The organism is Ruegeria sp. BG8 (assembly GCF_056538325.1).
In genome coordinates, this window is record NZ_JBQFSZ010000006.1 from 151,045 (window position 1) to 176,241 (window position 25,197).

23 protein-coding genes, 1 other RNA gene and 1 riboswitch are annotated in these 25,197 nt (G+C 57.6%); of the genes, 9 read left to right on the forward strand and 15 right to left on the reverse strand.

Translation table 11 applies throughout. The features are described 5' to 3' along the window. Window positions 1-15: 15 nt before the first annotated feature. The 4 genes from ACR0DG_RS13885 to pdxR form a co-directional block, all read right to left on the reverse strand. Window positions 16-2,829, reverse strand: a complete 2,814-nt coding sequence (locus ACR0DG_RS13885) for a molybdopterin oxidoreductase family protein (protein WP_480697947.1) — start codon at window positions 2,827-2,829, stop codon at window positions 16-18. Between the two features lie 87 nt (window positions 2,830-2,916). After that, window positions 2,917-3,930, reverse strand: a complete 1,014-nt coding sequence (gene pta / locus ACR0DG_RS13890; RefSeq protein WP_480697946.1) for a phosphate acetyltransferase — start codon at window positions 3,928-3,930, stop codon at window positions 2,917-2,919. 5 nt (window positions 3,931-3,935) lie between these two features. Further along, the gene (xsc, locus tag ACR0DG_RS13895) at window positions 3,936-5,714 is read right to left on the reverse strand and encodes a sulfoacetaldehyde acetyltransferase (RefSeq protein ID WP_480697945.1); all 1,779 of its coding nucleotides are present in this window, start codon (window positions 5,712-5,714) and stop codon (window positions 3,936-3,938) included. Window positions 5,715-5,840: 126 nt separating this feature from the next. Then, window positions 5,841-7,301, reverse strand: coding sequence for a MocR-like pyridoxine biosynthesis transcription factor PdxR (gene pdxR, locus ACR0DG_RS13900; RefSeq protein ID WP_480697944.1), 1,461 nt, complete (start codon window positions 7,299-7,301; stop codon window positions 5,841-5,843). A 135-nt stretch (window positions 7,302-7,436) separates the two neighbouring features. Between pdxR and ACR0DG_RS13905 the strand changes: the two genes are divergently transcribed. Together ACR0DG_RS13905 and ACR0DG_RS13910 are read left to right on the forward strand one after the other, a co-directional pair. Further along, window positions 7,437-7,745 (forward strand): ArsR/SmtB family transcription factor, encoded by a 309-nt coding sequence (locus tag ACR0DG_RS13905; protein ID WP_480697943.1) that lies wholly within the window; start codon window positions 7,437-7,439, stop codon window positions 7,743-7,745. Further along, complete coding sequence (locus ACR0DG_RS13910) at window positions 7,738-8,769, forward strand: permease (protein ID WP_480697942.1); 1,032 nt, start codon at window positions 7,738-7,740, stop codon at window positions 8,767-8,769. The genes ACR0DG_RS13905 and ACR0DG_RS13910 overlap by 8 nt, the downstream gene beginning before the upstream one ends. A 42-nt stretch (window positions 8,770-8,811) precedes the next feature. On the opposite strand, the gene ACR0DG_RS13915 is transcribed toward ACR0DG_RS13910, so the two are convergent. Both ACR0DG_RS13915 and ACR0DG_RS13920 read right to left on the reverse strand, forming a co-directional pair. Further along, a complete protein-coding gene (locus tag ACR0DG_RS13915) occupies window positions 8,812-9,201 on the reverse strand; it encodes a hypothetical protein (protein ID WP_480697941.1) in 390 nt (129 codons plus the stop codon). A 52-nt stretch (window positions 9,202-9,253) separates the two neighbouring features. Then, window positions 9,254-10,015: a DUF1013 domain-containing protein gene (locus ACR0DG_RS13920; protein WP_480697940.1), complete on the reverse strand. Its 762-nt coding sequence runs from the start codon at window positions 10,013-10,015 to the stop codon at window positions 9,254-9,256. A 131-nt stretch (window positions 10,016-10,146) separates the two neighbouring features. Between ACR0DG_RS13920 and ACR0DG_RS13925 the strand changes: the two genes are divergently transcribed. Continuing rightward, the gene (locus ACR0DG_RS13925; protein WP_480697939.1) at window positions 10,147-10,776 is read left to right on the forward strand and encodes a ribonuclease T2 family protein; all 630 of its coding nucleotides are present in this window, start codon (window positions 10,147-10,149) and stop codon (window positions 10,774-10,776) included. Here ACR0DG_RS13925 and ACR0DG_RS13930 read toward each other — a convergent pair. From ACR0DG_RS13930 to ACR0DG_RS13950, 5 genes are all read right to left on the reverse strand, one after another. Further along, window positions 10,773-11,261 (reverse strand): hypothetical protein, encoded by a 489-nt coding sequence (locus ACR0DG_RS13930; RefSeq protein ID WP_480697938.1) that lies wholly within the window; start codon window positions 11,259-11,261, stop codon window positions 10,773-10,775. The genes ACR0DG_RS13925 and ACR0DG_RS13930 overlap by 4 nt on opposite strands. A 190-nt stretch (window positions 11,262-11,451) precedes the next feature. Then, on the reverse strand, window positions 11,452-12,279 hold the full coding sequence (locus tag ACR0DG_RS13935) for a hypothetical protein (protein ID WP_480707187.1): 828 nt from the start codon (window positions 12,277-12,279) through the stop codon (window positions 11,452-11,454). 115 nt (window positions 12,280-12,394) lie between these two features. Further along, window positions 12,395-12,988 carry a recombination mediator RecR gene (gene recR / locus ACR0DG_RS13940; RefSeq protein ID WP_480697936.1) on the reverse strand — a complete coding sequence of 198 codons (594 nt, stop codon included), beginning with the start codon at window positions 12,986-12,988 and terminating at the stop codon, window positions 12,395-12,397. Between the two features lie 61 nt (window positions 12,989-13,049). After that, window positions 13,050-13,394, reverse strand: coding sequence for a YbaB/EbfC family nucleoid-associated protein (locus tag ACR0DG_RS13945; protein ID WP_480697935.1), 345 nt, complete (start codon window positions 13,392-13,394; stop codon window positions 13,050-13,052). A gap of 385 nt (window positions 13,395-13,779) precedes the next feature. Then, window positions 13,780-15,531: a DNA polymerase III subunit gamma/tau gene (locus tag ACR0DG_RS13950; RefSeq protein WP_480697934.1), complete on the reverse strand. Its 1,752-nt coding sequence runs from the start codon at window positions 15,529-15,531 to the stop codon at window positions 13,780-13,782. A 159-nt stretch (window positions 15,532-15,690) separates the two neighbouring features. On the opposite strand from ACR0DG_RS13950, the gene ACR0DG_RS13955 reads away from it, so the two are divergent. Then, window positions 15,691-16,188: a protein-tyrosine phosphatase family protein gene (locus tag ACR0DG_RS13955; protein ID WP_480697933.1), complete on the forward strand. Its 498-nt coding sequence runs from the start codon at window positions 15,691-15,693 to the stop codon at window positions 16,186-16,188. Between the two features lies 1 nt (window position 16,189). On the opposite strand, the gene ACR0DG_RS13960 is transcribed toward ACR0DG_RS13955, so the two are convergent. After that, on the reverse strand, window positions 16,190-16,594 hold the full coding sequence (locus ACR0DG_RS13960) for a hypothetical protein (RefSeq protein WP_480697932.1): 405 nt from the start codon (window positions 16,592-16,594) through the stop codon (window positions 16,190-16,192). Window positions 16,595-16,679: 85 nt separating this feature from the next. Next, window positions 16,680-16,898: riboswitch (cobalamin riboswitch) on the reverse strand. A gap of 137 nt (window positions 16,899-17,035) precedes the next feature. Here ACR0DG_RS13960 and ACR0DG_RS13965 point away from each other — a divergent pair. Further along, window positions 17,036-17,917, forward strand: a complete 882-nt coding sequence (locus ACR0DG_RS13965) for an alpha/beta hydrolase family protein (protein ID WP_480697931.1) — start codon at window positions 17,036-17,038, stop codon at window positions 17,915-17,917. Window positions 17,918-17,923: 6 nt separating this feature from the next. Here ACR0DG_RS13965 and ffs read toward each other — a convergent pair. Both ffs and ACR0DG_RS13975 read right to left on the reverse strand, forming a co-directional pair. Further along, an RNA gene (ffs, locus tag ACR0DG_RS13970) (signal recognition particle sRNA small type) lies at window positions 17,924-18,022 on the reverse strand. A 39-nt stretch (window positions 18,023-18,061) separates the two neighbouring features. After that, a complete protein-coding gene (locus tag ACR0DG_RS13975; protein WP_480697930.1) occupies window positions 18,062-19,930 on the reverse strand; it encodes a bifunctional 2',3'-cyclic-nucleotide 2'-phosphodiesterase/3'-nucleotidase in 1,869 nt (622 codons plus the stop codon). 177 nt (window positions 19,931-20,107) lie between these two features. Here ACR0DG_RS13975 and nudC point away from each other — a divergent pair, with 177 nt between their 5' ends. Both nudC and ACR0DG_RS13985 read left to right on the forward strand, forming a co-directional pair. Continuing rightward, window positions 20,108-21,088 (forward strand): NAD(+) diphosphatase, encoded by a 981-nt coding sequence (gene nudC / locus ACR0DG_RS13980; RefSeq protein ID WP_480697929.1) that lies wholly within the window; start codon window positions 20,108-20,110, stop codon window positions 21,086-21,088. A gap of 40 nt (window positions 21,089-21,128) precedes the next feature. Continuing rightward, on the forward strand, window positions 21,129-21,596 hold the full coding sequence (locus tag ACR0DG_RS13985) for an SRPBCC family protein (protein WP_480697928.1): 468 nt from the start codon (window positions 21,129-21,131) through the stop codon (window positions 21,594-21,596). 54 nt (window positions 21,597-21,650) lie between these two features. On the opposite strand, the gene ACR0DG_RS13990 is transcribed toward ACR0DG_RS13985, so the two are convergent. Continuing rightward, window positions 21,651-22,484, reverse strand: a complete 834-nt coding sequence (locus tag ACR0DG_RS13990) for a prephenate dehydratase (RefSeq protein ID WP_480697927.1) — start codon at window positions 22,482-22,484, stop codon at window positions 21,651-21,653. A gap of 118 nt (window positions 22,485-22,602) precedes the next feature. On the opposite strand from ACR0DG_RS13990, the gene ACR0DG_RS13995 reads away from it, so the two are divergent. Both ACR0DG_RS13995 and ACR0DG_RS14000 read left to right on the forward strand, forming a co-directional pair. Beyond that, window positions 22,603-23,112 (forward strand): c-type cytochrome, encoded by a 510-nt coding sequence (locus ACR0DG_RS13995; protein ID WP_480698130.1) that lies wholly within the window; start codon window positions 22,603-22,605, stop codon window positions 23,110-23,112. 210 nt (window positions 23,113-23,322) lie between these two features. Further along, complete coding sequence (locus ACR0DG_RS14000) at window positions 23,323-25,191, forward strand: extracellular solute-binding protein (RefSeq protein ID WP_480698128.1); 1,869 nt, start codon at window positions 23,323-23,325, stop codon at window positions 25,189-25,191. The last annotated feature ends 6 nt before the right edge of the window (window positions 25,192-25,197 follow it).

Sequence of the window (25,197 nt, forward strand, 5' to 3'; positions counted from 1 at the left end):
AAGTGCGGATATTTTTCATTTTCCCACCTTCCATGCCAGATCCTTGGGGCCGGTGCCAACGGGGGATTGGATCGGGGCAAATTCGGGCTGGCTTTGTGCGTCCGTCGGTGGGTCGGCTTTTTCGAGTTTGACCTTGAGGTCGAACCACGCGGCCTGACCTGTGATCGGGTCTGAATTGGCCCAACGCATGCCGTCGCCTTTAGGTGGCAGTAGTTCGTGGATCAGGTGGTTCAGCAAGAATCCCTTGGTGGCCTCTGGCGCGTTTTCCTGCAATGCCCATGCGCCTTTGCGTTTGCCGATGGCGTTCCACGTCCAGACGGTGTTTTCATTAAGTGCGGCCATTTCCATGACCGGGACGGTGATTTCACCATGAGGTGAGGTGACTTTGGCCCAGTCGCCGTCTTGCAGTTTGTGTTCGCGCATCAGTTTGGTGGGTACGTAAAGAGGGTTGCGCCCATGCAACTGCCTTAGCCATGCGTTCTGCGTTCCCCAGCTGTGGTACATGGCCATCGGGCGCTGGGTCAGGGCGTTGACGGTGAAGCCTTCGTTGCCCTGCTGATCGGTTTCATACCAGATCGGAAGCGGGTCCATTGCGTCATTGATACGCTGGCGCAGGTGCTCGGGGGGTTGGTGATCTCCGTGTCCTTCGGCGGCCAGCTGGAATTTACGCATCGGCTCGGAATAGAGCTGGAACAGATAAGGTTGTGGGCTGTCATAAAGGCCGATTCCAACGGCCCAGTCCTGATAGGCCGTGTTCCAGGGTTTGTAGTAATCCGCGCCTTCGGGGATATGTGCGACGTAGAAGCCCCCGTTTTCGATATAGCGGTTCAGCTGGTCCGGGTTGACCGCGCCGCGGCCTTCTTTGTCGCCATCCTCGCCCCGGAACCCGGCCAGCGGGCCGATGCCGGGTTTGCGTTCGTGGTTGACGATATAGTCGGCGTAATCCTTCCATTTGGGCGAGCCGTCTTCGTTGGTGAAGCCGGGCAGGCTCATGCGGTTGGCGAGTTGGATCAGAACCGATTGGAACCCGCGCACGTCGCGGTCGGGCTCGACCACCGGCCAGCGGATTGCATCGGCGGCGGCGTCGGCTTCGCAGATCGGGCGGTCCAGCAGCGAGATGCAGTCGTGCCGTTCCAGGTAGGTGGTATCGGGCAGGATCAGGTCGGCATAGGCGACCATTTCCGAGGAGTAAGCATCCGAGTAGATGATCTTTGGGATGACGTATTTGCCGTCTTCGGTCTTGGCCGACAGCATCTCCATCACGCCTTTGGTGTTCATGGAGGAGTTCCACGACATGTTCGCCATGTACATGAACAGCGTGTCGATCTTGTAGGGATCACCGGCGGCCGCGTTCGAGATCACCATATGCATCAACCCGTGGGCCGACATCGGGTTTTCCCATGTGAACGCTTTGTCGATGCGCTGGGCGGTGCCGTCTTCGTTCAGCAGCAGGTCCTCGGGGCCGCGTGGGAAGCCAAGGTGAGGGCCTTCCAACGGACGGCCCGGGCGGCGGTCGCCGTGCGGGGTGGGGTGCGCCTCGACGGGTTTCGGGTAGGGCGGTTTGAAGCGGAAACCGCCGGGCACCTCAACCGTGCCCAGCAGGATTTGCAGCACATGCAGGGCGCGACAGGTCTGGAAGCCGTTTGCGTGGGCCGAGATGCCGCGCATCGCGTGGAAGCTGACGGGGCGGCCGGTCATTTTGCTGTGTTTTTCGCCCCGGAAGTCGGTCCACTCGTGGTCCAGCTCGATAGCCTCGTCAAAGGCGACACGGGCGATCTCAGCCGCGATGGCGCGGATGCGTTTGGCGGGGATGCCACATCGCTCGGCGACGTTTTCGGGGGCGTGTTCGTCAGACAGGTATTTCTCGGCCATCAGGTGGAAGACAGGGCGGTGAGTGACGCCGTTTTTGTCATAGGTGGCCGACAGGTCCGGGCGCACGCCGGGTTTGTCAAAGGCCGTGGGTTCGCCTGTTGCGCGGTCGATCACCAGCGGTTTGCCGTCCGCGTCGCGCAGGAACAGACCTTTTTCCGGACCCTCGGCGGCGTTCACCAAGACCGGCGCGTTGGTGTAACGGGCAAGGTAGTCGAGGTCGATCTTGCCAGCTTTCATCAGCACATTGATCAGCGACAGGATGAACAGCCCGTCGGTGCCCGGCGTGATGCCGACCCAATCGTCAGCCACCGCGTTATAGCCCGAGCGGATCGGGTTCACCCCGATCACCCGCGCGCCGCGCGCCTTGATCTTGCCGATGCCCATCTTGATCGGGTTGCTGTCGTGATCCTCGGCCACGCCGAACAGCATGAACAGCTTGGTGTGGTCCCAATCAGGCTGGCCAAATTCCCAAAACGCCCCGCCCATGGTGTAGATGCCACCCGCCGCCATGTTGACCGAGCAGAACCCGCCATGTGCGGCATAGTTCGGCGTTCCAAAATTCTGCGCCCAAAAGCTGGTGAAACTCTGGCTTTGGTCGCGCCCGGTGAAGAAGGCCAGTTTGTGCGGGGCCGTCTCGTGTAATTCGTTCAGCCAGCCCACGGCTGTGCTGATCGCTTCGTCCCACTCAATCTCGCGGAACTCGCCCGAGCCGCGCGGCCCAACTCGGCGTAGCGGTTTACGCAGGCGTGAAGGGGCGTTGACCTGCATGATCCCAGCCGACCCTTTGGCGCAAAGAACACCTTTGTTGACGGGGTGGTCACGGTTGCCCTCGATATACGCGACCTTGCCATCCTTGATGTGAACGTTAATGCCGCACCGGCAAGCGCACATATAGCAGGTGGTCTTTCGGACCTCGTCCGAGACCTTGGGCGAGGTATCTATGACTGGCTGGTTCAAAAGCGCCCCCTGTAGCTTGTGATCCGATCATTCCCATAAATGGCATGAAAGCGGAATAAATTTTTCGTTTTTGCGTGCTGGGGTGATTTATGTTCCAGCATCATTGTGTTGCGCCTGAACGGCGGTGACGGCGATCATGTGCAGAATGTCCTCGGACGAGCAGCCACGCGACAAGTCATTGGCCGGCTTCGCCAACCCCTGCAGCACCGGACCGATCGCCTCGACCCCTCCGATGCGCTGAGCGATTTTGTAGCCAAGGTTTCCCGCATTCAAACTGGGAAAGACAAAGACGTTCGCTTCGCCTCTAAGCGGGGAGTCAGTTGCCTTTGTCGCTGCGACTTCCGGTACGAAAGCGGCGTCAAACTGAAGCTCTCCGTCAATCAAAAGCGCGGGGTCCTTTTCGCGTGCGATCTGCGTTGCCTCGACCACCTTTGACACCTTCGGGTGTTCCGCGCTGCCTGACGTCGAAAAGGACAGCATCGCCACCCTCGCCGTGTCGCCGGTCAGTGTAGTGTATGAGTCTGCCGAAGCGCGGGCGATTTCAGCCATCTCTTGCGCATCCGGGTCCACGACCAGACCGCAATCGGCAAAGATGCGGGCGCCTTTGACCTCGTGATGGTCCTGGCAGAACAGCATCAGGAAAAAGCTGGAAACCATGGCGGCTTCGGGTGCAGTGCCGATGATCTGCAAAGCGGTGCGCACAGTGTCGGATGTGGTTTCGACCGCGCCTCCCACGGTGCCATCGGCGATGCCCTGCTGCACAAGCATGGCGGCATAGGTCAGCCGGTTGCTGATCTGCCGGTTCGCATCCTCAAGGGTCATGCCTTTGTGCTTGCGACGTTCATACAACGCCTGCGCCAAGTTGGGCGTCAGGTCCGAGGCTGAAGGATCGTGGATTTCGATCCAATCAGGGTCGAAACCCTTGTGGGTGCCGAGAAGGGCCGAAACTTCGGCCCTGTCTCCGATCAGGATAATCCGCGCGACCTTCTCTTTGACGGCCTTGACGGCCCCTTCGACAACGCGGGGATCATCGCCCTCGGACAGGGCGATGATTTTGTCCGACGCGCTTGCCGTCCCGAGAATGGCGCGCAGAGGCTTCACCCGAGTTACGCCCCGGCCTGCGGGGTCATGTCGTCCGCGCTGATCCCGGCAACCGCAACTGGTTTCTTCATCGCGTCGCGGCGGAAGGGCTCACCCAGTTCCTGGTTGATCATGGCTTCGATCAGGGTGGTGACACCGCTCTTTTGATCTTCGATGGCTTGGTTCAGTGCTGCAGTCAGCTCATCCATGGTGCGGGCCACGACACCCTTCAGGCCGCAGGCTTGCGCGATCCCGGCATAGGACACTTTGGTGTCCAGCTCAGTGCCAACAAAGTTGTCATCAAACCAAAGGGTCGAGTTCCGCTTTTCGGCGCCCCACTGATAGTTGCGGAAGACGATCTGGGTGATCGCTGGCCATTCCTCGCGTCCGATGGCTGTCAGTTCGTTCACTGCAATGCCAAAGGCACCGTCACCCGAGAATCCGACGACGGGTACATCCGGGTTACCGATCTTGGCGCCGACGACCGACGGCAGACCGTAACCGCAGGGACCAAACAGGCCCGGTGCCAGATATTTGCGGCCATCCTCAAAGGATGGATACGCGTTGCCGATAGCGCAGTTGTTGCCGATATCGGACGAGATGATCGCCTCTTTCGGCAGGGCGGACTGGATCGCGCGCCACGCCATACGCGGGCTCATCCAGTCGGGTTTGGCCGCGCGTGCGCGCTGGTTCCATGTGGTGCCCGGATCGTCATCCTCGTGGTCCATGCTGGACAACTGCTGCGCCCAGGCGGATTTCTTTTGTGCGATATTGGCCTTGCGTTCCGCACGGTCTGTGTCGCCTGCCGTATCGCTCAGCTGCGCCAGAATACCTTTGGCTACCTTGGCGGCATCGCCGATGACGCCAACGGTGACCTTCTTGGTCAGGCCAATCCGGTCGGGGTTGATGTCGACCTGAATGATCTTGGCGTCGGCGGGCCAGTACTCCATGCCATAGCCTGGCAGGGTCGAGAACGGGTTCAGACGGGTGCCGAGGCACAGGACCACATCGGCCTCGCTGATCAGCTCCATCCCGGCCTTCGAGCCGTTGTAGCCCAGCGGGCCAGCAAACAGCGGGTGCGAGCCCGGGAAAGCATCATTGTGCTGGTAGCCGACGCAGACCGGCGCATCCAGACGTTCGGCCAGATCCTTCGACGCCTCGATGCCGCCCTCGGACAGAACCACACCGGCGCCGTTCAGGATTACAGGGTTTTTGGCATTGGACAGCAGCTCGGCCGCCTGCGCCACAGCGCTTTCGCCGCCCGAGGGGCGCTCGAACTCGACGACTGCTGGCAGGTCAACGTCGATGACCTGAGTCCACATGTCGCGAGGGATGTTCAGCTGAGCCGGTGCGCTTGCGCGTTTGGCTTGCATGATCACGCGGTTTAGAACTTCGCAAACGCGGGATGGGTCCCGGACCTCTTCCTGATAAGCGACCATGTCTTCGAACAGTTTCATCTGCTCGACTTCCTGGAAACCGCCCTGACCAATGGTTTTGTTCGCCGCCTGTGGCGTCACCAGCAACAGTGGCGTGTGGTTCCAGTAGGCCGTCTTTACAGCGGTGACAAAGTTGGTGATACCGGGGCCGTTTTGCGCGATCATCATCGACATCTTGCCGGTGGCGCGGGTATAGCCGTCGGCCATCATGCCAGCGCTGCCCTCATGCGCACAGTCCCAGAACATGATGCCCGCCTTTGGGAACAGGTCCGAGATCGGCATCATGGCCGAGCCGATGATCCCGAACGCATGTTCGATCCCGTGCATTTGCAGAACCTTAACAAAGGCCTCTTCCGTGGTCATTTTCATCTGGGTGATCTCCGCGCATGGATAGGTGAAGCCGGGCCATTGGCCCCGCCTTTGAATATGGTTGTGGCGCAAGGTGCAGGGCCACGTTAGGGCCAGAATCTGCGGCGGGATAGGTCCAGACTGGATTCAGCTGTTCCGAATGGCGTCAGCGACCCTTTTTACGCCCGGCGCGATCCGCTCCTGCGGGATTGAGGAGTAGCCGAGGCGATAGAAATTCCGCGGTCGATCCGGCCCTGAAAAGAACGGTGCACCAGGTTCTATGTGAACGCTCTGACTTTGAAGCCTGTGCGCCAATTGGGTGGTGTCGACATGTTCGGGCGCCGACATCCACAAAGAAGACCCTCCCATGATCCCGCGCCCGGCTACGGATAGGCCGTGTTCTTCAACGGCGGCATCAAGGGTCTCGCGCCGTTGTGCCAGAACCTTCGACATGCGCCGGATTTGCGCATCGTAATGGCCCAAGGACAGGAAATAGGCCGCCGTGCGTTGGATATGCCCGGGCGGGTGGCGCAGGACCAGCGATCGCAAGGCCCGTGCCTCGCGGATAAAGGGCTCGGACCCGACCATGTAGCCCAGCCGCAGCCCTGGAAAAAGCGATTTTGAGAAGCTGCCCACATAGATTACGCGCCCGTCCCGATCCATTGACTTCAACGCAGGTGAAGGGGCACCCAGAAAGGCCATCTCAAATTCATAGTCATCCTCAACGACCATGGCATCCAGTTCTCTCGCGCGCTCCAGCAGGTGATGACGGCGGTTAACCGGCATGGTGGCAGTTGTCGGGCTTTGGTGGCTGGGCGTCGTGAAGATGACATCCGTATTCTCGGGCAACGCATCCGGGGGCAACCCATCCCTGTCCACGGGAATTGGGGTGACATCGCAATCCCAATGCAGCAATAGGCTGCGCAGGGCGTAATAGCATGGGTCCTCAATCACTGCCGTTCGATTGTGGGTCAGCAATATGCGCGATGCCAGCCACAACGCATTTTGGGCACCCATCGTGATCAGTATTTCTTCGGGTCTGGCGGCGATGCCTCTGCGGGGCAGGGTGTGACGCGCGATAAACTCAACCAACAACGGATCGTCTTGATCCACATAGTCGCCGGTCAATGATGCAAAGTCTTTGTGCCCCAGCGCCCGCACCGCGCAAAGCCGCCAATTGGCGTGGTCGAAAAGGGACCGATCGGCCTGACCATAGATGAAGGGGTACCGGTAATCTCGCCAATCGCTGGGTTTGGAAAGAACATCCCCGTCCGAAAACCGTCGCGCCAGTGCGGTGTCCCAATCCACGGTCTCAGCACTGCGCTGAACAGGTGTGTATTTCGGCGGAACCGGAGCATTTTGCGAAACGTAGTAGCCAGATCGCCCCTTTGCCGTCAGATAGTCATTGGCCAATAGCTCGGTATAGGCCAACGTGACGGTGATCCGGCTGACACCCAGATGCGCGGCAAGTTTGCGGGACGATGGCAGCTTTTCCCCAACGTGGAACCGGCCTGACAGAATCCCTTCGGCGATCATCTGTTGAATCTGGGCCTGCAGCGTACCCTGTCCGTTCAGTTCCAAAAAGAAAGTGTCTACCGAAATTGCCATAGACCCTTATAGGTTGGACTTATTCTACCGGCAATCTGGACTTACGCTCGAACACAAAGAATTTCCCACCCGAGGTTGACGTTGAAAGATTAGATCTCTAAATAACTATAAATCTAGTTTAATAGAGGTGATGCTATGTGGGAAGCCGCAGCAGCAGGTTTTTCGGCCATGGGCTCCGAGGCCCGACTGAAAGTATTGAAGACTCTGGTCCGTGCTGGTGAATCCGGATTGACGGTCGGAGAGATTCAGGAACGAACCGGTATTGCACCTTCAACCTTGGCGCATCACCTGCGGTTTCTGTCCGCCGGTGGGGTTGTCGAACAGGAAAAGATCGGGCGCACAACGATCAACCGCGCTTGCTATGCCGAGCTGAGAAACCTTGCGCAATTCATCTTGTCCGAATGTTGTGCCGACGAAGTTGGAAAGGCGGCTAACGATGGCTGACTTGACTCAAAACCCAAAGCTGCCGGTCAAAGCTGCGCTGGACCTGCTGAAGACGCCTTGGGCCGTGATCCTGGCCATCCTTGCAGCGGTCGCTGTACTGGATCCTGGCAATTGGAGCGAGGTTGTCACCTTCGCGGTTAAGGCGCTGACCCATACCGGACAGTACATTCTGTTTGCCGTTCTTCTGTTGTCCTACCTCAAAGCCACCGGCGCAGAGGTTATGGTCGCGCGAGCATTCGAAGGGCGCGAAACCCGCATGATCTTCCTTGCGGCCCTGTTTGGCGGTCTTGCGCCGTTCTGTTCGTGTGAGGTTATTCCGTTCATCGCAGGTTTGCTGGCACTTGGGGCGCCCCTGTCAGCGGTTATGGCGTTTTGGCTCAGTTCCCCTTTGATCGACCCGCCCACCTTGCTGATCACGGCGGCGGCTTTGGGGTGGCCCTTTGCAATTGGCAAGGCGATTGCTGCCGTGGCACTGGGCCTGTTCGGCGGGTTTGTTGTTCGTGGCTTATTGCGGCGCGGTGCATTTGCCGAGCCATTGCGGGTCTATAAGCCTGCCGGGTGCTGTGGCTGTGGGCCAAAACAAGACGCCAAACCGGTGTGGAAGTTCTGGAGAGAACCTGAACGCCGGGCGCGCTTTCGGTCTGAATTTGTTCAAAACGGGTTATTCTTGTTGAAATGGCTGGCGCTTGCCTATGTGTTGGAAGCACTTCTGGTCAGCTATGTTCCAGCCGACATGATCGCGCGCGTTGTCGGAGGTGACGGGGTCGTTCCCATCGTGATCGCCGCATTGGTCGGGATGCCTGCATACCTGAACTCTTACGTCGCGCCGCCGCTTTTGGCTGGCCTCACGGAACAGGGAATGAGCGCAGGTGCTGCAATGTCCTTTATGATCGCCGGCGCAGTCAGTTCAATCCCGGCGATGGCAGCCGTTTGGTCGCTGGTCAAGCCAAACGTGTTTGCAACTTATCTGGGTTTGGGCGTTGGCGGGGCAATCATTGCCGGGATCATCTTTCAGATGATCTGAATGAAAAACCGCCCGGTGTAGTCACCGGGCGGTTTTGCTTTTTCAACTTGCTTCGCAATAGCGCGGTAGTTTGAAGCGATACCTTGGTTCCCCGCTATCCACAAACACCCGCTTTTCGATACAGGCCGTTTCGCCAACGGTCCGGGAAATCGGGGCCTCTGTCGAGGTAACCGAAGCCGCTGACCCATCTGGCAGACGCACCGAGGCGATGACCCCATTCCGCAAGTCCCCATTAATCGGGGTCGCCGACAATACCGGAACGGTCATGAACGCCTCATGCTCGTGTCCACCGTCGTCGTTCAGCAGCAAAAGCGCCGAAGCAACACCGATCAATCCGACAACACCCACACCCGCAAGCCCCCATGTTTTCACGAAGGCATAAATCGACACGGCACGGTGTGGGCCAAATATCGAAGACAACAGGTTCAGCATTGATACCTCGTCGAAAAAGCCCCAGCCGAGTCAGGCCGGGGCTGATTGGATATCAGAAGCGTGGATCGCTTTCGTCCTCGTCTTCGCCACCACCTTTGGGCAGATTGAAGAAGCTGTCGGCGTCGATGACCGGTTCTTCCTCTTTCTCCTCAGCCGGCTCTTCCGACAGCGAGAAAGTTTCGAGGCCCTCAATGGCGGTTGGAATCTTGGGCACTGCATCCATTTCCAGCGATTGCTCGGTCGAAACCAGCTTGCGGCGTTCGTCGTCGGACATCACGCCACCTTCGGCCGCCTTCTTCGCAGCGGCCTTTTGCACGATGGCGTCCAACTCGGACTGTTTACACAAGCCCAGTGCGACGGGGTCGATTGGCTGCATGTTTGAGATGTTCCAGTGGGTCCGTTCGCGGATCGATTGGATCGTGGGCTTGGTTGTGCCCACCAGTTTGGCGATCTGACCATCGCTAAGTTCGGGATGGAACTTGACCAGCCACAGGATCGAGTTCGGACGGTCCTGACGTTTGGACAGCGGGGTATAGCGCGGGCCACGGCGCTTTTCCTCGCCTGCGGCGGCCGCGTTGAACTTGAGCTTGAGCTTGTGCAGCGGGTTGTTCTGGGCCGCGTTGATCTCGTCCTGGGTCAGCTGGTTGTTGGCAATCGGGTCAAAGCCTTTGACGCCCGCCGCCACATCGCCATCCGCGATACCCTGCACTTCCAACTCGTGCATACCTACGAAATCCGCGATCTGCTTGAAGCTGATCGTGGTGTTGTCCACCAGCCATACGGCGGTTGCCTTGGCCATCAGGGGTTTTGCCATCAGCCTGCCTCCTTATGAATACATCTGTCCCGTCGCCGGAATTCGGCGGCCCCGAGGTCTTGGGGCAGGTTTCCGTTGTCGGGGAACTTCGGGCTTATATAGTCGTGACAAGGCAAGAAGGAAAGAGGCGAATGCGCTGGGTCGTTTTATGGGTGTTTAGTGCGATGGCCGTGGCTGCAGACGGCGAAAAGCCGGGCGAGTTTGACTACTACGTTCTATCGCTCAGCTGGTCACCCAATTGGTGCGCGCGCGAGGGCGATGCCCGTGGATCGGATCAATGCGATACACGTCATGACCATGGGTGGATCCTGCATGGGCTTTGGCCGCAATACCATCAAGGCTGGCCAGCCTATTGTCGCACCGTCGAGCCACCACCAACGCGGCGAATGACGCGCGAGATGGAAGATATTCAGGGAAGCTCTGGCCTTGCGTGGCATCAATGGAAGAAACACGGCACCTGTTCCGGCTTGAGCGCATCGGATTATTTCGACCTGTCACGACAGGCTTATGAAAGCGTTCAGCGCCCCGACGTGTTCCGCAAGCTGGATGCGCCAGTCAAACTGCCTGCCTCGGTTGTCGAAGACGCCTTTGTGGAAGCCAATCCCAGTTTGGAACGCGATATGATTACGGTGACCTGCAAGCAGGGATACATCGAAGAGGTCCGTCTTTGTCTGTCCCGCGATCTTGACCCGGTGCCATGTGGTCGGGATGTGGTTCAGGACTGCAGGTCAAAAGACGCGCTCTTTGACCCGATTCGTTAGAGTTTTTTGTTCTGACAATCCCGGGCGTAGTCCAATGCCTTGGCCGTTCCCTTGAGGTCAATCGCCATGACAACCTCTCCTGCTGGATTGTAGACGGTCATAGTTCTGTTCTGCGCAATCGCGTTTACAAAGTTCCGGTCAGTGAAAAACACTGTCGCACCGGGTACATCGCGTTGGTTGAACCCAATGGCAGTGGCGTCGTAACTCTTACCATCCAATTCGAACCGGATCGGATAGCTCTGGCCTTGTTCGATATCGCCCCACGCCTTGTTGTAGACTGCAAAATAGCCACGATTTTCCAACGCATCATATCCGATGCGCACCACCGAGAGGTCCTGATACACCGTCTGGATCAGGCACCCGTTCCCGAGCGCGGGGTCCATCATGATGTTCCAACCTTCGACATAGCCCTTATCGACGAGGTCTTGGGCGAGGGCGATGGTTGCGGTGAAGGTTGCGAGGATTGCAGCGATCCGACTAAGCATTCAACACTCCTAATTGTACACCTCAATCAAGAAAGTAGCCGATAGTCGGTTGAGGCGACAGTGTTTGGTATCCATATCCCGGCTAGTCATAGATAACCAGTTGGGCATTTGAGAAAGCTTAAAGTACGAATTCACTAAGTGCCCCTGTCGGGGCGAAATTGGGTTCCTTTTGCGCCGCGCCAGCGACTATTTAATCATTTAGCACAGAGTCCCGATAGTGTTTCGAAAACCGATAAAACCCTGCGGCCTCTAGAAATCCGCTAGCAGCGCCATCAACGTGCACGTTTTCTCTTTTGGCTTGATTTTCCGGTATGTAGGTTGAAGTCTTTTCTCCAATTGCGCCGGCCAATCCCGTTTGAATATCTGCAATCACGCGCCGTCTTTGTTCAGATAGTTTGACTGGTGCAAACGGAGCCGTTCGTGGTCCATCTGACCGTTCGATCATTTGACCGTTCTGCATATCCTCGAAACAGAAAAAAGGACCAAAGTTTATTAAAGCCCTGCTATGTTTCATTAATGATGTAACATTGAAGCTCATCAGAAAACCCTTGAACCGCGCAACTTCGGGCATACTCCTCCAGAGCTCGGTGTACGGAGTAGGCTTCGTTTTCGCCAGTTCAAAACGGTATAGTGATTCCAACTGCGTGACGGGGTCACGAACAATATTGATTACATGAACATTGTATTCTGAAATCTTGCGTAAAATGTTGATGTCCCCAATGTGTCCCACGCAAAACTCACCAGGAACCATCGCAGCTGCGATGTGGTCCGCTCTGCAATCGATTTGTCTTGTGCGCGGATCGTGATGAATTTCGTGATCCGGAACATCACGATTGTCATGATAGAATCTGTCAGCAAGATGCAACCTAACAGGGGTGTAACCCACTTTTTCAAGTGCAAGCGCTGCAAGGTAGGTGCCAGCTTTGGGGGTTGTGTTGATCAGGACTTTGGGCTGCGTATTTGCTTTGGGAGCAGACAAGTTAACAATCCGCCTTTGCAGGCGGTTTGCCGGGGTCATTGGTCCGAAGCGCTGGTGATCCATCGTTTTCGACGCTTAAACTAGCTTACTGAATTACGCGCGACCAAGTGCGCAGTATGGATTGCTGGCTGATATAAAGCCGTCGTCGACATAATCAGATGTCCTTCCGCGCCCGCAACGCTGCCGTAATCGTTCCGTCATCCAGATAATCCAGCTCACCGCCAATCGGCACGCCCTGCGCCAGTGAGGTCAGGCGAACCTGACCCTCTAGCTGATCCGCGATGTAATGGGCGGTGGTCTGGCCATCGACCGTGGCGTTCAGGGCAAGGATGACCTCTGTGATGCCCTCTGCCACGACCCGGTCCTTGAGGCGTGGAATGCGCAGCTCGTCCGGTCCGACGCCGTCCAATGCCGAAAGCGTTCCGCCCAGCACGTGATAGCGGCCTTTGAACACGCCTGCGCGCTCCATCGCCCAGAGGTCGGCCACGTCTTCGACAACGCAGAGCTCTCCGGTCGCGCGGGCCTCGGCGTTGCAGATGTCGCAGATGTCGGTGGTGCCCACGTTGCCGCAGTTCAGGCATTCGCGGGCGGTGACGGCGACCTGCTGCATGGCGTCCGAGAGGGGCGTCAGCAGCAGGGCGCGTTTGCGGATCAGGTGCAACACCGCGCGGCGGGCCGAGCGGGGGCCGAGGCCGGGCAGTTTGGCCATCAGGTCGATCAGATTGTCGATGTCGCTGTTCGAGCTCACGGCCTGTCCTGTTTGGGGCCGGATGGTGTCTCCGGCGGGAGTATTTGGGAAAAGATGAAGGTCAGAACGGCAGCTTGATGTCCGCGGGCAGACCCATGCTTTCGGTCAGCTTGGCCATTTCCGCCTGAGAACGCTCGGCCGCCTTGGCCTGGGCGTCCTTGATGGCAGCGAGGATCAGGTCTTCGACCACTTCCTTGTCGTCGCCGTTAAAGATCGAGGGGTCGATGTCCAGACCTTTGAGCTCGCCCTTGGCGGTGGCGGTGGCTTTGACCAGACCGGCACCGGATTCGCCCACAACCATCAGATTGTTCAGCTCTTCCTGCATTTCGGTCATCTTGGTCTGCAGGTCCTGTGCGGATTTCATCATCTTGGCCATGTCGCCCAGACCGCCTAGTCCTTTGAGCATCGTGTTTTCTCCTAATTGCGGGGGCGCAGAGCGCCGTGAATGAGTGTGGCACATATTGCAATTGCAAGCCCGACGAACAAGAGGGGCGAACCAATACAACCTTCACTAATGGCTTCCCACCGGACATCGTCAAGAATTACGCCATAGTAATTTGCAGTAGCCACAATCGCAGTTAGCAACCAAAGAGCGGCAGATGACCACAGTAAGACGTGCTTCTTCCTGACAAAGGCTAAAATGCTGAGCATGAATAACGCAATCGGTGCCGGTGTTAGTAGGAGCGCGATCAATTCGTCAAACATTGACGCAGACCCTGCAGCAGCGTTCCAGTAGGGTCTCTCTTTGTCGCAGACTTCGGCCAACGCACTAGAGCCGACAAGAGTGAGGATCAGTCCTCCTCGAACGGGTCCCATTCGTCCTCGACCTCGGGCAGTGCTTCGGTTTCGACTTTGGCGGCGCGTTGTTCGGGGGTTTCTACGCTTTTGATCCGGGCTTTCGGGAAATGCGTCAGAACCGCCTGAACCAAAGGGTGCTGCTCGGCCTCGGCCTTGACTGCCAGATCTGCGGCATCGCGCAGTTCAGCGATGGTTGCAGCCTCTCCGTTGGCCACGATCGTGACGGCCCAACGGTTTCCGGTCCAGCGTTGCAGCGCCGTGCCGATCCGTGCAGCAAGATCGGTGGGTGCAGAATCCGTGGGTGTAAACTCAATCCGTCCCGGTTGGTAGGACACCAGGCGGACTCCGTTTTCTACCTCGACCAGCAGTTTCACATCCCGGTTCGTGCGGATGAGTTCGACCACGTGTTCAAAGCTGGGATACCGCGCCAGAGCCGTCTGCACATCCTGCGCCAGTGCTGCTGTCGGGGCACAGGCCCCGCCGCGCGCGGGCGCTGCATAGGCGGTGGCCACCGGGGCCTGTGCGGCGTGCGTTGGGGCGGGCATTCCGCCGCCGGGTCCGCCATTTGGCGGCGGGGGCGGCGCGTCCTGCAACCGTTTGATCAGTTCTTCCGGGCTGGGCAGGTCGGCCACATGGGTCAGGCGGATCACGGCCATTTCGGCGGCCATCATGGCGTTGGGGGCGGCCGAGACCTCCTCAAGCGCTTTCAGAAGCATCTGCCACATGCGGGTCAGAACACGCATTGGCAGGGCCTCGGCCATTTGCTGCCCGCGGGCGCGTTCATCGGGGGACACCGTGGGGTCTTCTGCGGCATCAGGGGTGATTTTGACGACCGAGACCCAGTGGGTGATCTCGGCCAGATCGCGCAGTACAGCCAGCGGGTCGGCCCCTTCGGCGTATTGGCTGCTGAGTTCCGCCAGCGCGCCTGAGGCATCACCACGCAGGATCATGTCTATCAGGTCCAGTACCCGGCCACGATCCGCCAGACCCAGCATCGCGCGCACCTGTTCGGCGCTGGTTTCTCCGGCACCATGTGAGATCGCCTGATCCAGCAGTGAGGTTGCATCCCGTGCCGAGCCCTCGGCCGCCCTTGTGATCAGCGCCAGCGCGTCTTCGGCGATCTGCGCATTCTCGGCTGAGGCGATTTTGTTGAGAAGACCGATCATGTCCTCGGGTTCGATCCGCCGCAGGTCAAAGCGCTGACAGCGCGACAGGACGGTCACCGGCACTTTGCGAATCTCGGTGGTGGCAAAGATGAACTTTACATGCTCGGGCGGTTCCTCAAGTGTCTTGAGCAGCGCGTTGAACGCACTGGTCGACAGCATGTGAACCTCATCGATGATGTAGATCTTGTAACGGGCGGACGCAGCGCGGTACCGCACACTGTCTATGATCTCGCGGATGTCATTCACACCGGTGCGACTGGCGGCGTCCATCTCCATCACATCGACGTGGCGGCCCTCCATTATCGCCACGCAATGCTCACATTGCCCGCAGGGTTCGGTGGTTGGCTTGCCTTGGCCGTCAGGTCCAACGCAGTTCATGCCCTTGGCAATGATCCGCGCCGTGGTGGTTTTGCCGGTGCCGCGAATACCCGTCATGATAAAAGCTTGCGCGATGCGGTCCGCTTCGAACGCGTTTTTCAGCGTCCGCACCATCGCGTCCTGACCCACAAGGTCGGCAAAGGTTTCCGGGCGGTATTTGCGGGCAAGCACCTGATAGGCGGGGCTGGGGCTGTCGGTCATGTCTGCTCTGTCGGATTCGTATCAGATTGCAGCGTAGAGAGCCGTGCCGCCCGCGTCCACCACAGCAGGAAAGGAAATTCGCTTTGGCAGCCGGTCTATTGGCGGATACACCGGCCCTGTGCTGTGGTTCAGCGTAAGGCACAGGCGAAGGGAGAGAACATGGAGCGGTTCGCTATATATCCCGTCAACGTGGGTGAAGGCATGGTTGCGTTCAGCCCGTTGCCCGGTCGTGACGGGAATTACGCGCAGGATTTTCAGACGATCCTGTCCTGGCACCCCGATATGGTATTGTCGATGACAACCGAGGCTGAGCTGCAGCACGGCGGTGCCGGTTCGCTGAGTTCAGATTTGGCGCTGAGCAAAATCAAATGGGTACACCTGCCCATTGTTGATTTCGGCGCACCATCACCTGCCACTGAGGCCCAGTGGCAGGACGTGTGTTCAGAGCTTGCCACAGTTTTGAAAAGCGGAGGACGCATCCTTGTTCACTGTAAGGGCGGATGCGGCCGGTCCGGGATGATCGCCATGCGCCTGCTGGTTGAACATGGAGAGCCACCAGATCAGGCCTTGGCGCGACTGCGAGCAGTTCGCCCCTGTGCCGTGGAAACGGATGCACAGTTGAAATGGGCCAGCAAACCGGCCCAAACACCTCGTTGATTCACGCGCTGGCGCGGTGTTCGGTGGATGCAGCCCGAGGCGCAAGTGCTGAAACCTCCAGCATGGCGCATGGCGGGTTCACCAAAAATCCTGCGGGTCTGGTTGTGAACACTGTTCCGAACATCATGTCTGCGTAGCCGTCAAGTTGGTCCGTAGAAACATCCGGGTCTGTATCGCAGAACACCCGGATTTGCGCGGGGTACGCCCGAAAACGGGCCGTGCATCCGGCAGCGCAATGGGACAGGTCGCTGCTGCCTTCGATTTCGAATGCATCTGTTGTGACCGGTTTAGCGCTTGCCGTTGCTTCTGCCAACGCGCGCGCCATGCGCGCCAAAGCGGGGCAAGGTTTGCCGGTTTTTTGGCACACAGTTGCGGTGTATTCGTGTGTTTTGGTCTTCCAGATCATATTGCGCCCTCCGCGCGTGGGACGAAGGGTGTGGATCAGGTAGCTCAGCCATGCTGCAGACCTGCCCGGACACCCCGCCCGAGTTTCGGTTTTTCGTGCGATGGCAGGTCTCCTGACTTGCGGGTCGTCGCTTTGCTGACCTTCCCAGCCGTCTGGCCAGTGGTGTTTCAGCTTCGCTCACCGCTTACAGTTGCGGGGGCAGTCTCGGATTTGGTCTGATCCGGCATCGCCGGGTGAACCGCACCGTGTTCCCTTTTCATCCGGCCCCGAAACCGGGGCAAGAACCATCACCCAATCGCTAGCGGGTGCATGGCCTCCGAGTCAAGCGAACTGTGGCCAAAACAAGTGGACGTTTGGTCAAGCAGGGTGGGTCTTGACTCCGAAGGATAGAACATGGCGATTTAGGTGAACTAAGCAGTTTAGAATGACCAACGCAGCACCATGTTAGACGTCAAGCCACCGGTACTGACCGAAGATTTTCGCATCCCGATCGGCGATGCGCATTTGTCTGCGCGTTTGTACCTGCCGGCTGCCGACCCGCAGATCGCAGTAGTCATACATGGTGCGACTGGTGTGCCGCGTGATTATTACCAGCATTTTGCGGGTTGGCTGGCTGACGAGCAGGGGATTGCCTGTCTGACCTATGATTATCGCGCGTTTGGCCATTCAATGACGGGCCGCATGCGTGAGGCAAAGGTGACGATGGCTGATTGGGCCCTGACCGATATGCCAGCCGCCCGAGCGGAAATGCGCAAAAGATATCCGCGTGCAAAACAATGGAGCATCGGTCATTCTCTGGGTGGGATGCTGGGCCCTGTTCAACCCGATATCGAGTTTATAGACCGTATGATCTGTGTCTGCTCGGGGCTTGTGACGTTTAACGATCATCCTTGGCCATATCGGGCGTTGGCATCGCTGTTCTGGTTCGGTCATGCGCCATTGACCGTTAAGGCCCTTGGCTACCTGCCCGGCAAAGCATTGGGTTTTGGAACGGACCTTCCCGCGCCGGTCTACTGGCAATGGCGTAAGTGGTGTACAGATCCTCATAGCTATGTGCCTGATATCGGTACTTCGCTACCAGAGGCGCGCTGGGTCGAATGGCAAAAGCCTGTCGATCTGTTCAGCTTTGCAGATGACCAGACCGTCCCACCCAAGGCCGTTTGGCGACTTGCCGACCTATACGGTCCGACCGCGCGTCGGCATCTTTTGACGCCGCAGGAGTTCGATTTGAAGCAAGTTGGGCATATCGGTGCTTTTGCGCGTCGAAATGCAGCTGTCTGGCTGCGGCTTATTGCAACGCAGTCCACAACAAAAGACTTGTAAGGGATTAAGTGAGAGGTTGGACATCGACCCAAGCGGGGCTCGTTGTGGCTGCTTCCTTCCGGACCTGACCAGGTTGGCGAGGCGCTCGCCCGCGCCAACCTCTCGACAGCCGATATAGGCGCGCAACGCGCAATTGGCAACCCGTCAGAGCGTCAACCGGACGATCAGGAACCCTCCACTGTCCTGATCCAGGATTACTGGCTCATAAACGCTTAGCTCATCCAAATGTTGCTGCGCCTGCAATCCTGTTTTCAATACCGCATATGCACCGGGCACAGGGTGTAACCTGTAGGCAGGGGGCGTTTTTTCCAATGGATCGGGCGGCAAAACACCGCTCAGGTAATCCCTCACAATATGTTGGATAGGCAGTTCCGGCAGCGGAACACGCGTTGCGCGGCCAACAAACGGAAAGTGACCGCCACCGTTGGCCCGGTAATTGTTCAGGGCGACAACGAATCGTTCTTTGTCCTCGACTGGTCGGCCGTTGAACCGAATATCTTTGATACGGTTGAAATCGGGGGCCAACAATCTACCCCTCGCGTCGAATCTTGCCGGTTTCGACAGGTCGATCTCGTAGGTCAGGCCGTGCAGAACATCGAAGTTGTACCCTGCGCGCACTGAACTCAAGAGCTCCGTCTGATGCCCAGGCAACATCTGGTTTAAAACGCCGGCTGACATCTCCAGCCAATCTCTGATCTGAAGGCCGGTTACTACTGTGGCCTGCATCTGGTTTGGAAAGACGTTCAAATCAGCGACATGGCGCAGGCATAACTTTCCTGGGGCAATGTCCGTGAAACAGCGTGGTCCAGCCCGGCCACCAAACTTCGAAGGAGATACTGCCGACAAAACGGGCAGCGTTGCAAATTCCGTTCCCACTAGGTGCGCCCTTAGTGCTGCGGCCTGCGCCGCCGCAACCAGCGCCAACCCGCGATCTTGCGCGCAAAAGCGAAAGTAGCTGTGCAAATGCGTGGTGGTATGCCCTACGGTTTCATTGGCGTGTTCGCGTGTTCGCGCGTGGCCTTCTGAAAAAATCTTTACTATTTCAGGGTCTTCCGTGATCGGTTCTTGCGATGTGGCCGGGTTAACTTCGCGCAGATAGGAGCTGTGGTCTATGACCGTCCATCGGTCATTTGCTTCATGGCGCAATGTCAGATCAATGACGCCAAGATGTGACCCTGCGCTGCCTGACATGACAACTGGTTTCCCATGAACCCGCCCTTGAATGTTGTCCACGAACACCAGCCCGTCATGTGCCGAGCCGGGCAGCGTCAGATGCGTATGGCCCGCGATGATCGCGTCAATCGGTTCGATGGCGGCAAGAGGGATGATTGCGTTCTCAAGGTTGGTATCCGCCTCGACTTCTCCCAGCCCGGTATGCGCAAGGGCTATGACTATGTCACATTCGGCTGACTTTAAGGCCCGCGCCGTACTTCGGGCGCGGATCAGTATGTCATCAATTTGGACAAGGTCGCCAATATGGTGTGCCTCCCATTGCGCGGTTTGGGGGGGTAGAACCGACAGCACACCGACTTTGATTGGGATGTCCCGGCCATTCAAACGCACTGTTCGCGTCAGGATCACGTGTTTGTCCCAGCTGCTTTTTTGATCAAGCCTGTCTGCGTTGCTGCAAATCACGGGACAAGAAGACTGAGAGATGACGCGGTCCAGAACCTCAAGCCCGAACCCAAAGTCATGATTCCCCAATCCGATGGCGTCGTAGCGCAGTGCGTCGAAAGCCTGCATCAGAGGGTGCTGAGTACCGCTCTGCCGGGCGGCCCATTCGCCGATAGGTGTGCCCTGCAGGAAATCTCCGTTGTCAAAAAGCAAAACCAGCGCGCCTTGGCGCTCTGCCTCTGCCCGGGCTTGCCTGATCAGAGTGGCCGTTCGGGAAAAGCCGATCGTGGGTTCAGGAGCGTCGCGGTAATAGTCAAAACCGGTTGCGTTCATGTGCAAATCTGACGTTCCCAGAATCCGAACATGCACCGATTTAGAAGATGAGGAGTTATTCAACACTCTACTTTTAGCAGTTTAATATTAGTCAATTTCAACAAAAAGAGTATTCGCCCCGAGTTTCAAGGTGAACTTTGGGACATCGGGCATTCCTCGATCTTTTTTCAACAAGACCTGAATTGTCGTTGCAACATTTTGGTCACCGTGGCAGCCCTGTGCCAACACTCTGAAAGGCTTGCAATGAAATACGCGGAAAACGTGACGTTCGGTGGTTCAGGCCTGAACCGCGCGGCGCATCTTCGTACCGATCCCGATAAGCTGGCCGAGGTTCGAGGCGACCCGAAGGCAAAATGTTTGGTCCTGTGGCGCGGAAAGCTATTGGTTCAGGGTGAAGCGCTGGACCAGTTGGCCTGGATTTCCCTGAACCACGATGTGTTGGCAAACGGGCCGGGTGGCATCGTGCGATCGCCTGTGTTTCTTGGGCTTTCGGACGAGGGGCCATTGTTTGCGACGGATATTTCGAATTGGGCAGCGGAAGATCTGGATGTTTCCGAGGTCGGCGCGTTTTTTGATTCATCCGAACAGCAGCACCCTGACTTGCCGCCGGGCTATGTGTTTGCCGAACTGCGCCGGATCATGACGCGACTCAGCACGCGGGATGCCGAATTGGCTGCGACCGCCAAAGCGGTGATCGGATGGCATGAGACCCATAAATTCTGCGCACGTTGTGGCGCGGCAAGTGACATCGCGCAGGGCGGCTGGCAGCGTAGTTGCCCGACCTGCGGTGGGCAGCACTTTCCACGTACCGATCCGGTTGTGATCATGTTGATCACACATGGGGATGCGGTGCTGATGGGGCGTTCACCGGGATGGCCCGATGGGATGTATTCGTTGCTTGCCGGATTTGTTGAGCCCGGCGAAACGCTGGAAGCCGCGGTTCGTCGCGAGGTGATGGAGGAAGCCGGGGTTCCGGTCGGTGCCGTGACTTATCTGTCCAGTCAACCTTGGCCGTTTCCAGCCTCGTTAATGTTTGGATGCGCGGGCCAAGCCCTTTCGCGCGAAATCACGATAGATCCCGTGGAGATTGAGGATGCGATGTGGGTCAGTAAATCCGAAATGATGCAGGCTTTTGCGGGGGAACATCCGACGCTGAAGCCGGCCCGTAAAGGTGCTATTGCACATTTCATATTACAGCACTGGCTTGCGGATACTTTGGACTGACCAAATAACTGCGCTTGCAGAACCAGCTTTACGGACGAACATGCAGTTTAAAGCTCACGAAGATATCGAGGCGCCAATCAACACGGTGTTTGAGATGGTTGCCGATTTTGAACGTTTTGAGCGTATGGCAATGCGTCGTGGGATCGAGGTGCATCGTTTGTCTGGCCACATGGCCGTGGTACCGGGCAACACTTGGCAGGCCGAATTTCAACTGCGTGGGAAAACGCGGCGGGTCGATATCGAAATGGTCGAGTGTGACCCAGCCTCGCAAATGCGGTTTGAGGCCACGGGCAAGGGAATGAGCGGCACGACCTCGGTTGAATTTCTGGCGCTATCGCAGCGGAGAACACGGTTGAGTCTTGAGCTGAGCCTGTCTGCAAAGTCGCTGCCCGCGCGGCTTTTCCTGCAATCGCTCAGATTGGGCAAGTCCCGTTTCCGACGCCGTCTTCAATCCCGGCTGAACGAATTCGCCAGAGAGATCGAAGAGCGCTATCAGCACGGGGCTTAAATTGGCATACGGACCAGACCAGAGGGGTTGGGCGCGCCCTAATCCATGTAGAATCTATCCGCGCGGTTGCGCTGCCGGGTATACCCCCAGAAGTTCCACGTTGGTTGTGAAATGCTCAAGCTCATCCATGGCAAGCTGCACGTTGCGGTCGTCTGGATGGCCCACGATATCTGCGTAAAACTGCGTCGCCGTGAACGAGCCATCGACCATGTAGCTTTCCAACTTGGTCATGTTGATGCCGTTGGTCGCAAACCCGCCCATAGCTTTGTAAAGGGCCGCTGGGATGTTGCGCACCTGGAAGACGAAGCTGGTGATCATCCCGTGATCCCCGCGTCGCGACGTATCGGCTTCACGCGACATAACCAGAAAGCGCGTCGTGTTGTCGTCACTGTCCTCGATATGCCGGGCCAAGACGTTCAAGCCGTAAATTTCCCCCGCCAGTTCGCTGGCCAAGGCTGCGGAATGCGCATCGCCTTGTTCGGAAACCTCGCGCGCGGCGCGGGCATTGTCGGGGCTGACCCGTCCTCGAATGCCGTGCTCCTTGAGAAACCCCGCGCATTGGGGAAGCAATACCAGATGGGAATGCGCCTCGGTAATATCGGCAAGCGTCGCACCCGGAACGCCCAGCAAGTTGATGTGAACCCGGACGAAAGCCTCATCAATGATATGCAGACCACTATGCGGCAGCAGACGGTGAATATCGGCAACGCGACCGTAGGTCGTGTTTTCGACCGGCAACATCGCTAGGTCAGCATCGCCAACGCGAACTGATTCGATCACATCCTCGAATGTACGGCAGGGCAGGGCCTCCATATCCGGGCGCGCGTTGCGGCAGGCCTCGTGGCTATAGGCGCCGGGTTCTCCCTGAAATGCGATACGTTTGGTCATTTGGTCGATTCCGTGCAACAAGTTCCAAGATTGGGCGTTTAGTCGCGGTGTCTATACCTTGCCTCTTGTCAGGGGAAGCCTTAGACACCCCCAAGACAGCTAAATGGACTCGCGATCAATGTTCGACACGATGACAGTTACCAAGGCCGCCGCAGGCCTGTTTGGCACCTTCCTGGTGCTGCTTCTGGCCAAATGGGCCGCCGAAGGCCTGTACCACGCCGATGGTCACGGCGAGACGGCCTCGTACATCATCGAAACCGAAAGCGCAGGCGAAAGCGCTGACGGTGAAGAAGTGGTGTTCGAAGATCTGCTGGCCGCCGCCGACCCTGAGAAAGGCGCACGCGTCTTCCGTAAGTGTACCGCTTGCCACAAACTGGAAGACGGCGCGAACGGCACCGGACCTTACCTTTATGCAATCGTTGACCGCCCAGTCGCTTCGGCGAAGGGTTTCACCGGATACTCGGCCTCGATGCAGGCGCATGGCGGCAACTGGACGCCAGAAGCACTTGACGCATTCCTTGAGCGCCCAAGCGCCTATATTTCCGGAACATCGATGAGCTTTGCTGGTCTGAAGAAACCAGAAGAACGCGCCGATCTGATTGCTTATCTGCAGACCATCGGCAACTGATCCAGATCTTGGATTGCCCGAATTTTAAAGCCGCTGCCCTGTGCAGCGGCTTTATTTTTTGTCTAAGAAGAACTTCACAAAGCGTTCACGCATTCTAAACTTGAATCTGACAGTGCTGGCCTTTTAGCTGTCGGATACAAGATAAAGTCACAGTCGAAGCAGGGGATGAGCAATATGAGATCCAATAAAGAAACCGCAAAAGCGCGCGAAATGGATTTCAGGATGTGGCTGAATGCAACGGTGGTCGGGCTGTTCGTGCTCTTGCTGGCAGCAACTCAACTGTTTGCTGAAGAGAAGATTATCAAAAGCTACGGCTTTTCAGAATTTGGTGACCTGAAATACCCCGAAGGCTTTGCGCATTTCGACTATGTGAACCCGGATGCGCCGCGCGGTGGCGAGCTGTCTTATGCCGCGCAGGGCACGTTTGACAGTTTCAATCCGTTTACGCGGCAAGGTCGTGCAGGCGCACGCTCGGCTGATCAATACGAATCTTTGCTTGTGCCTTCCTATGATGAGCCCGCATCCTACTACGGTTTGCTGGCCGAAAGCCTTGAATACCCAGAAAGCCAGGACTGGGTCATTTTCAACATGCGCCCCGAAGCGCGCTTTTCCGACGGAACGCCGGTGACGGCGCATGACGTCGTCTTTTCGCACAATCTTCTGTTGGATCAGGGGCTGAAATCCTATGCGGATGCCGTGCGCAAACGGATACCGCGCGCCGAGGCGCTGGATGATCATCGGGTCAAATTTTACTTTGCTCCGGATATTCCGCGTCGGGCACTCATCTCGCAGGTCGGCGGAACGCCTGTGTATTCAAAGGCTTGGTTTGAGGCTGATCCTGAAAACCGACGCCTGGACAAATCACGCCTGGAGCCGGGGATCGGCTCGGCCCCTTATGTGCTGGACAACTACGACATCAACCGGCGGATCGTTTACAAGCGGAACCCTGACTATTGGGGGGATCACGTCAACGTCAATGTCGGCCGCAATAACTATGACACCATCCGGATTGAGTATTTCAGCGATTCAATTGCCGCGATGGAAGGCTTCAAGGCGGGAACTTTTACCCTCCGGCAAGAGAACAACTCGAAAAGCTGGGCTACGGCTTACGACTTTCCAGCCATTTCGAACGGCAATGTACTCCGCGTTGAGTTGGAGGATGGTACCGTTCCCTCTGCAAGCGGGTTCATCATGAACCTCGACCGTCCACAGTTTCAGGATCCGCGTGTCCGCGAGGCTGTTCAACTCGGCTATAATTTCGAGTGGACGAATGAAAGCCTGCAGTATGGCTTGTTTCAGCAACGCAGCTCATTCTGGGAAGGCACACATCTAGAAGCAACCGGTCTGCCTGAGGGCCGTGAGCTTGAGGTGCTTGAGGCGTTGGGCGATGCATTGGACCCATCGGTTCTGACCGAAGAACCCGTCAGCGCGCATGAATCCCGTCCGGCCCGGCAGAATGATCGTCGCAACCTGCGCGCAGCTATGAGCCTGCTGGATGAGGCAGGATGGCTGGTGGGCGAGGATGGTATCCGCCGGAATGCGAACGGTGAGGTCCTGTCGATTGAATTCCTGTCGGATCAACCGACACTGGACCGGATCATTCAGCCGTTCGTCGATAATCTGCGCGTCATGGGAATTGATGCCACATACAACCGGGTGGACAACGCGCAATTCACGCTGCGCCGCCGTGATCGCGATTTTGACATGATCAACGGTGGGTATGGAAAATCACTGCAACCATCTACCGGTTTGTATCAGCAATACGGAACTGAGGCTGCATCGTATTCGGTGTTCAACCCATCGGGCGCACATGGCCCCGACATTGAGCCATTGATCGACAATATTGTTGCGGCGACGGAAAGCGAAGAGTTGAACGCCAATGTCCGTGCCCTGGACCGTGTACTGCGAGCCAAGCGGATCATGGTTCCCACGTGGTACCTGGGCAAACACTGGGTTGCCTATTGGGACATGTACGAATACCCCGAAAACCTTCCACCTTATGCGCTGGGCGTGGAAGACCTTTGGTGGATCAACGCCGACAAAGAAGCCGAGTTGAAGTCCTCGGGTGCGTTGAGGTAATTCGCT

Bases quoted from the DNA above. Each gene is read 5' to 3' on its own strand.
- xsc (WP_480697945.1), bottom strand. From the start codon at position 5,714: ATGAAAATGACCACGGAAGAGGCCTTTGTTAAGGTTCTGCAAATGCAC.
- pdxR (WP_480697944.1), bottom strand. From the start codon at position 7,301: ATGGCAATTTCGGTAGACACTTTCTTTTTGGAACTGAACGGACAGGGT.
- ACR0DG_RS13905 (WP_480697943.1), top strand. From the start codon at position 7,437: ATGTGGGAAGCCGCAGCAGCAGGTTTTTCGGCCATGGGCTCCGAGGCC.
- ACR0DG_RS13910 (WP_480697942.1), top strand. From the start codon at position 7,738: ATGGCTGACTTGACTCAAAACCCAAAGCTGCCGGTCAAAGCTGCGCTG.
- ACR0DG_RS13915 (WP_480697941.1), bottom strand. From the start codon at position 9,201: ATGCTGAACCTGTTGTCTTCGATATTTGGCCCACACCGTGCCGTGTCG.
- ACR0DG_RS13920 (WP_480697940.1), bottom strand. From the start codon at position 10,015: ATGGCAAAACCCCTGATGGCCAAGGCAACCGCCGTATGGCTGGTGGAC.
- ACR0DG_RS13925 (WP_480697939.1), top strand. From the start codon at position 10,147: ATGCGCTGGGTCGTTTTATGGGTGTTTAGTGCGATGGCCGTGGCTGCA.
- ACR0DG_RS13930 (WP_480697938.1), bottom strand. From the start codon at position 11,261: ATGCTTAGTCGGATCGCTGCAATCCTCGCAACCTTCACCGCAACCATC.
- ACR0DG_RS13935 (WP_480707187.1), bottom strand. From the start codon at position 12,279: ATGACCCCGGCAAACCGCCTGCAAAGGCGGATTGTTAACTTGTCTGCT.
- ACR0DG_RS13945 (WP_480697935.1), bottom strand. From the start codon at position 13,394: ATGCTCAAAGGACTAGGCGGTCTGGGCGACATGGCCAAGATGATGAAA.
- ACR0DG_RS13950 (WP_480697934.1), bottom strand. From the start codon at position 15,531: ATGACCGACAGCCCCAGCCCCGCCTATCAGGTGCTTGCCCGCAAATAC.
- ACR0DG_RS13955 (WP_480697933.1), top strand. From the start codon at position 15,691: ATGGAGCGGTTCGCTATATATCCCGTCAACGTGGGTGAAGGCATGGTT.
- ACR0DG_RS13960 (WP_480697932.1), bottom strand. From the start codon at position 16,594: ATGATCTGGAAGACCAAAACACACGAATACACCGCAACTGTGTGCCAA.
- ACR0DG_RS13965 (WP_480697931.1), top strand. From the start codon at position 17,036: ATGTTAGACGTCAAGCCACCGGTACTGACCGAAGATTTTCGCATCCCG.
- nudC (WP_480697929.1), top strand. From the start codon at position 20,108: ATGAAATACGCGGAAAACGTGACGTTCGGTGGTTCAGGCCTGAACCGC.
- ACR0DG_RS13985 (WP_480697928.1), top strand. From the start codon at position 21,129: ATGCAGTTTAAAGCTCACGAAGATATCGAGGCGCCAATCAACACGGTG.
- ACR0DG_RS13990 (WP_480697927.1), bottom strand. From the start codon at position 22,484: ATGACCAAACGTATCGCATTTCAGGGAGAACCCGGCGCCTATAGCCAC.
- ACR0DG_RS13995 (WP_480698130.1), top strand. From the start codon at position 22,603: ATGTTCGACACGATGACAGTTACCAAGGCCGCCGCAGGCCTGTTTGGC.
- ACR0DG_RS14000 (WP_480698128.1), top strand. From the start codon at position 23,323: ATGGATTTCAGGATGTGGCTGAATGCAACGGTGGTCGGGCTGTTCGTG.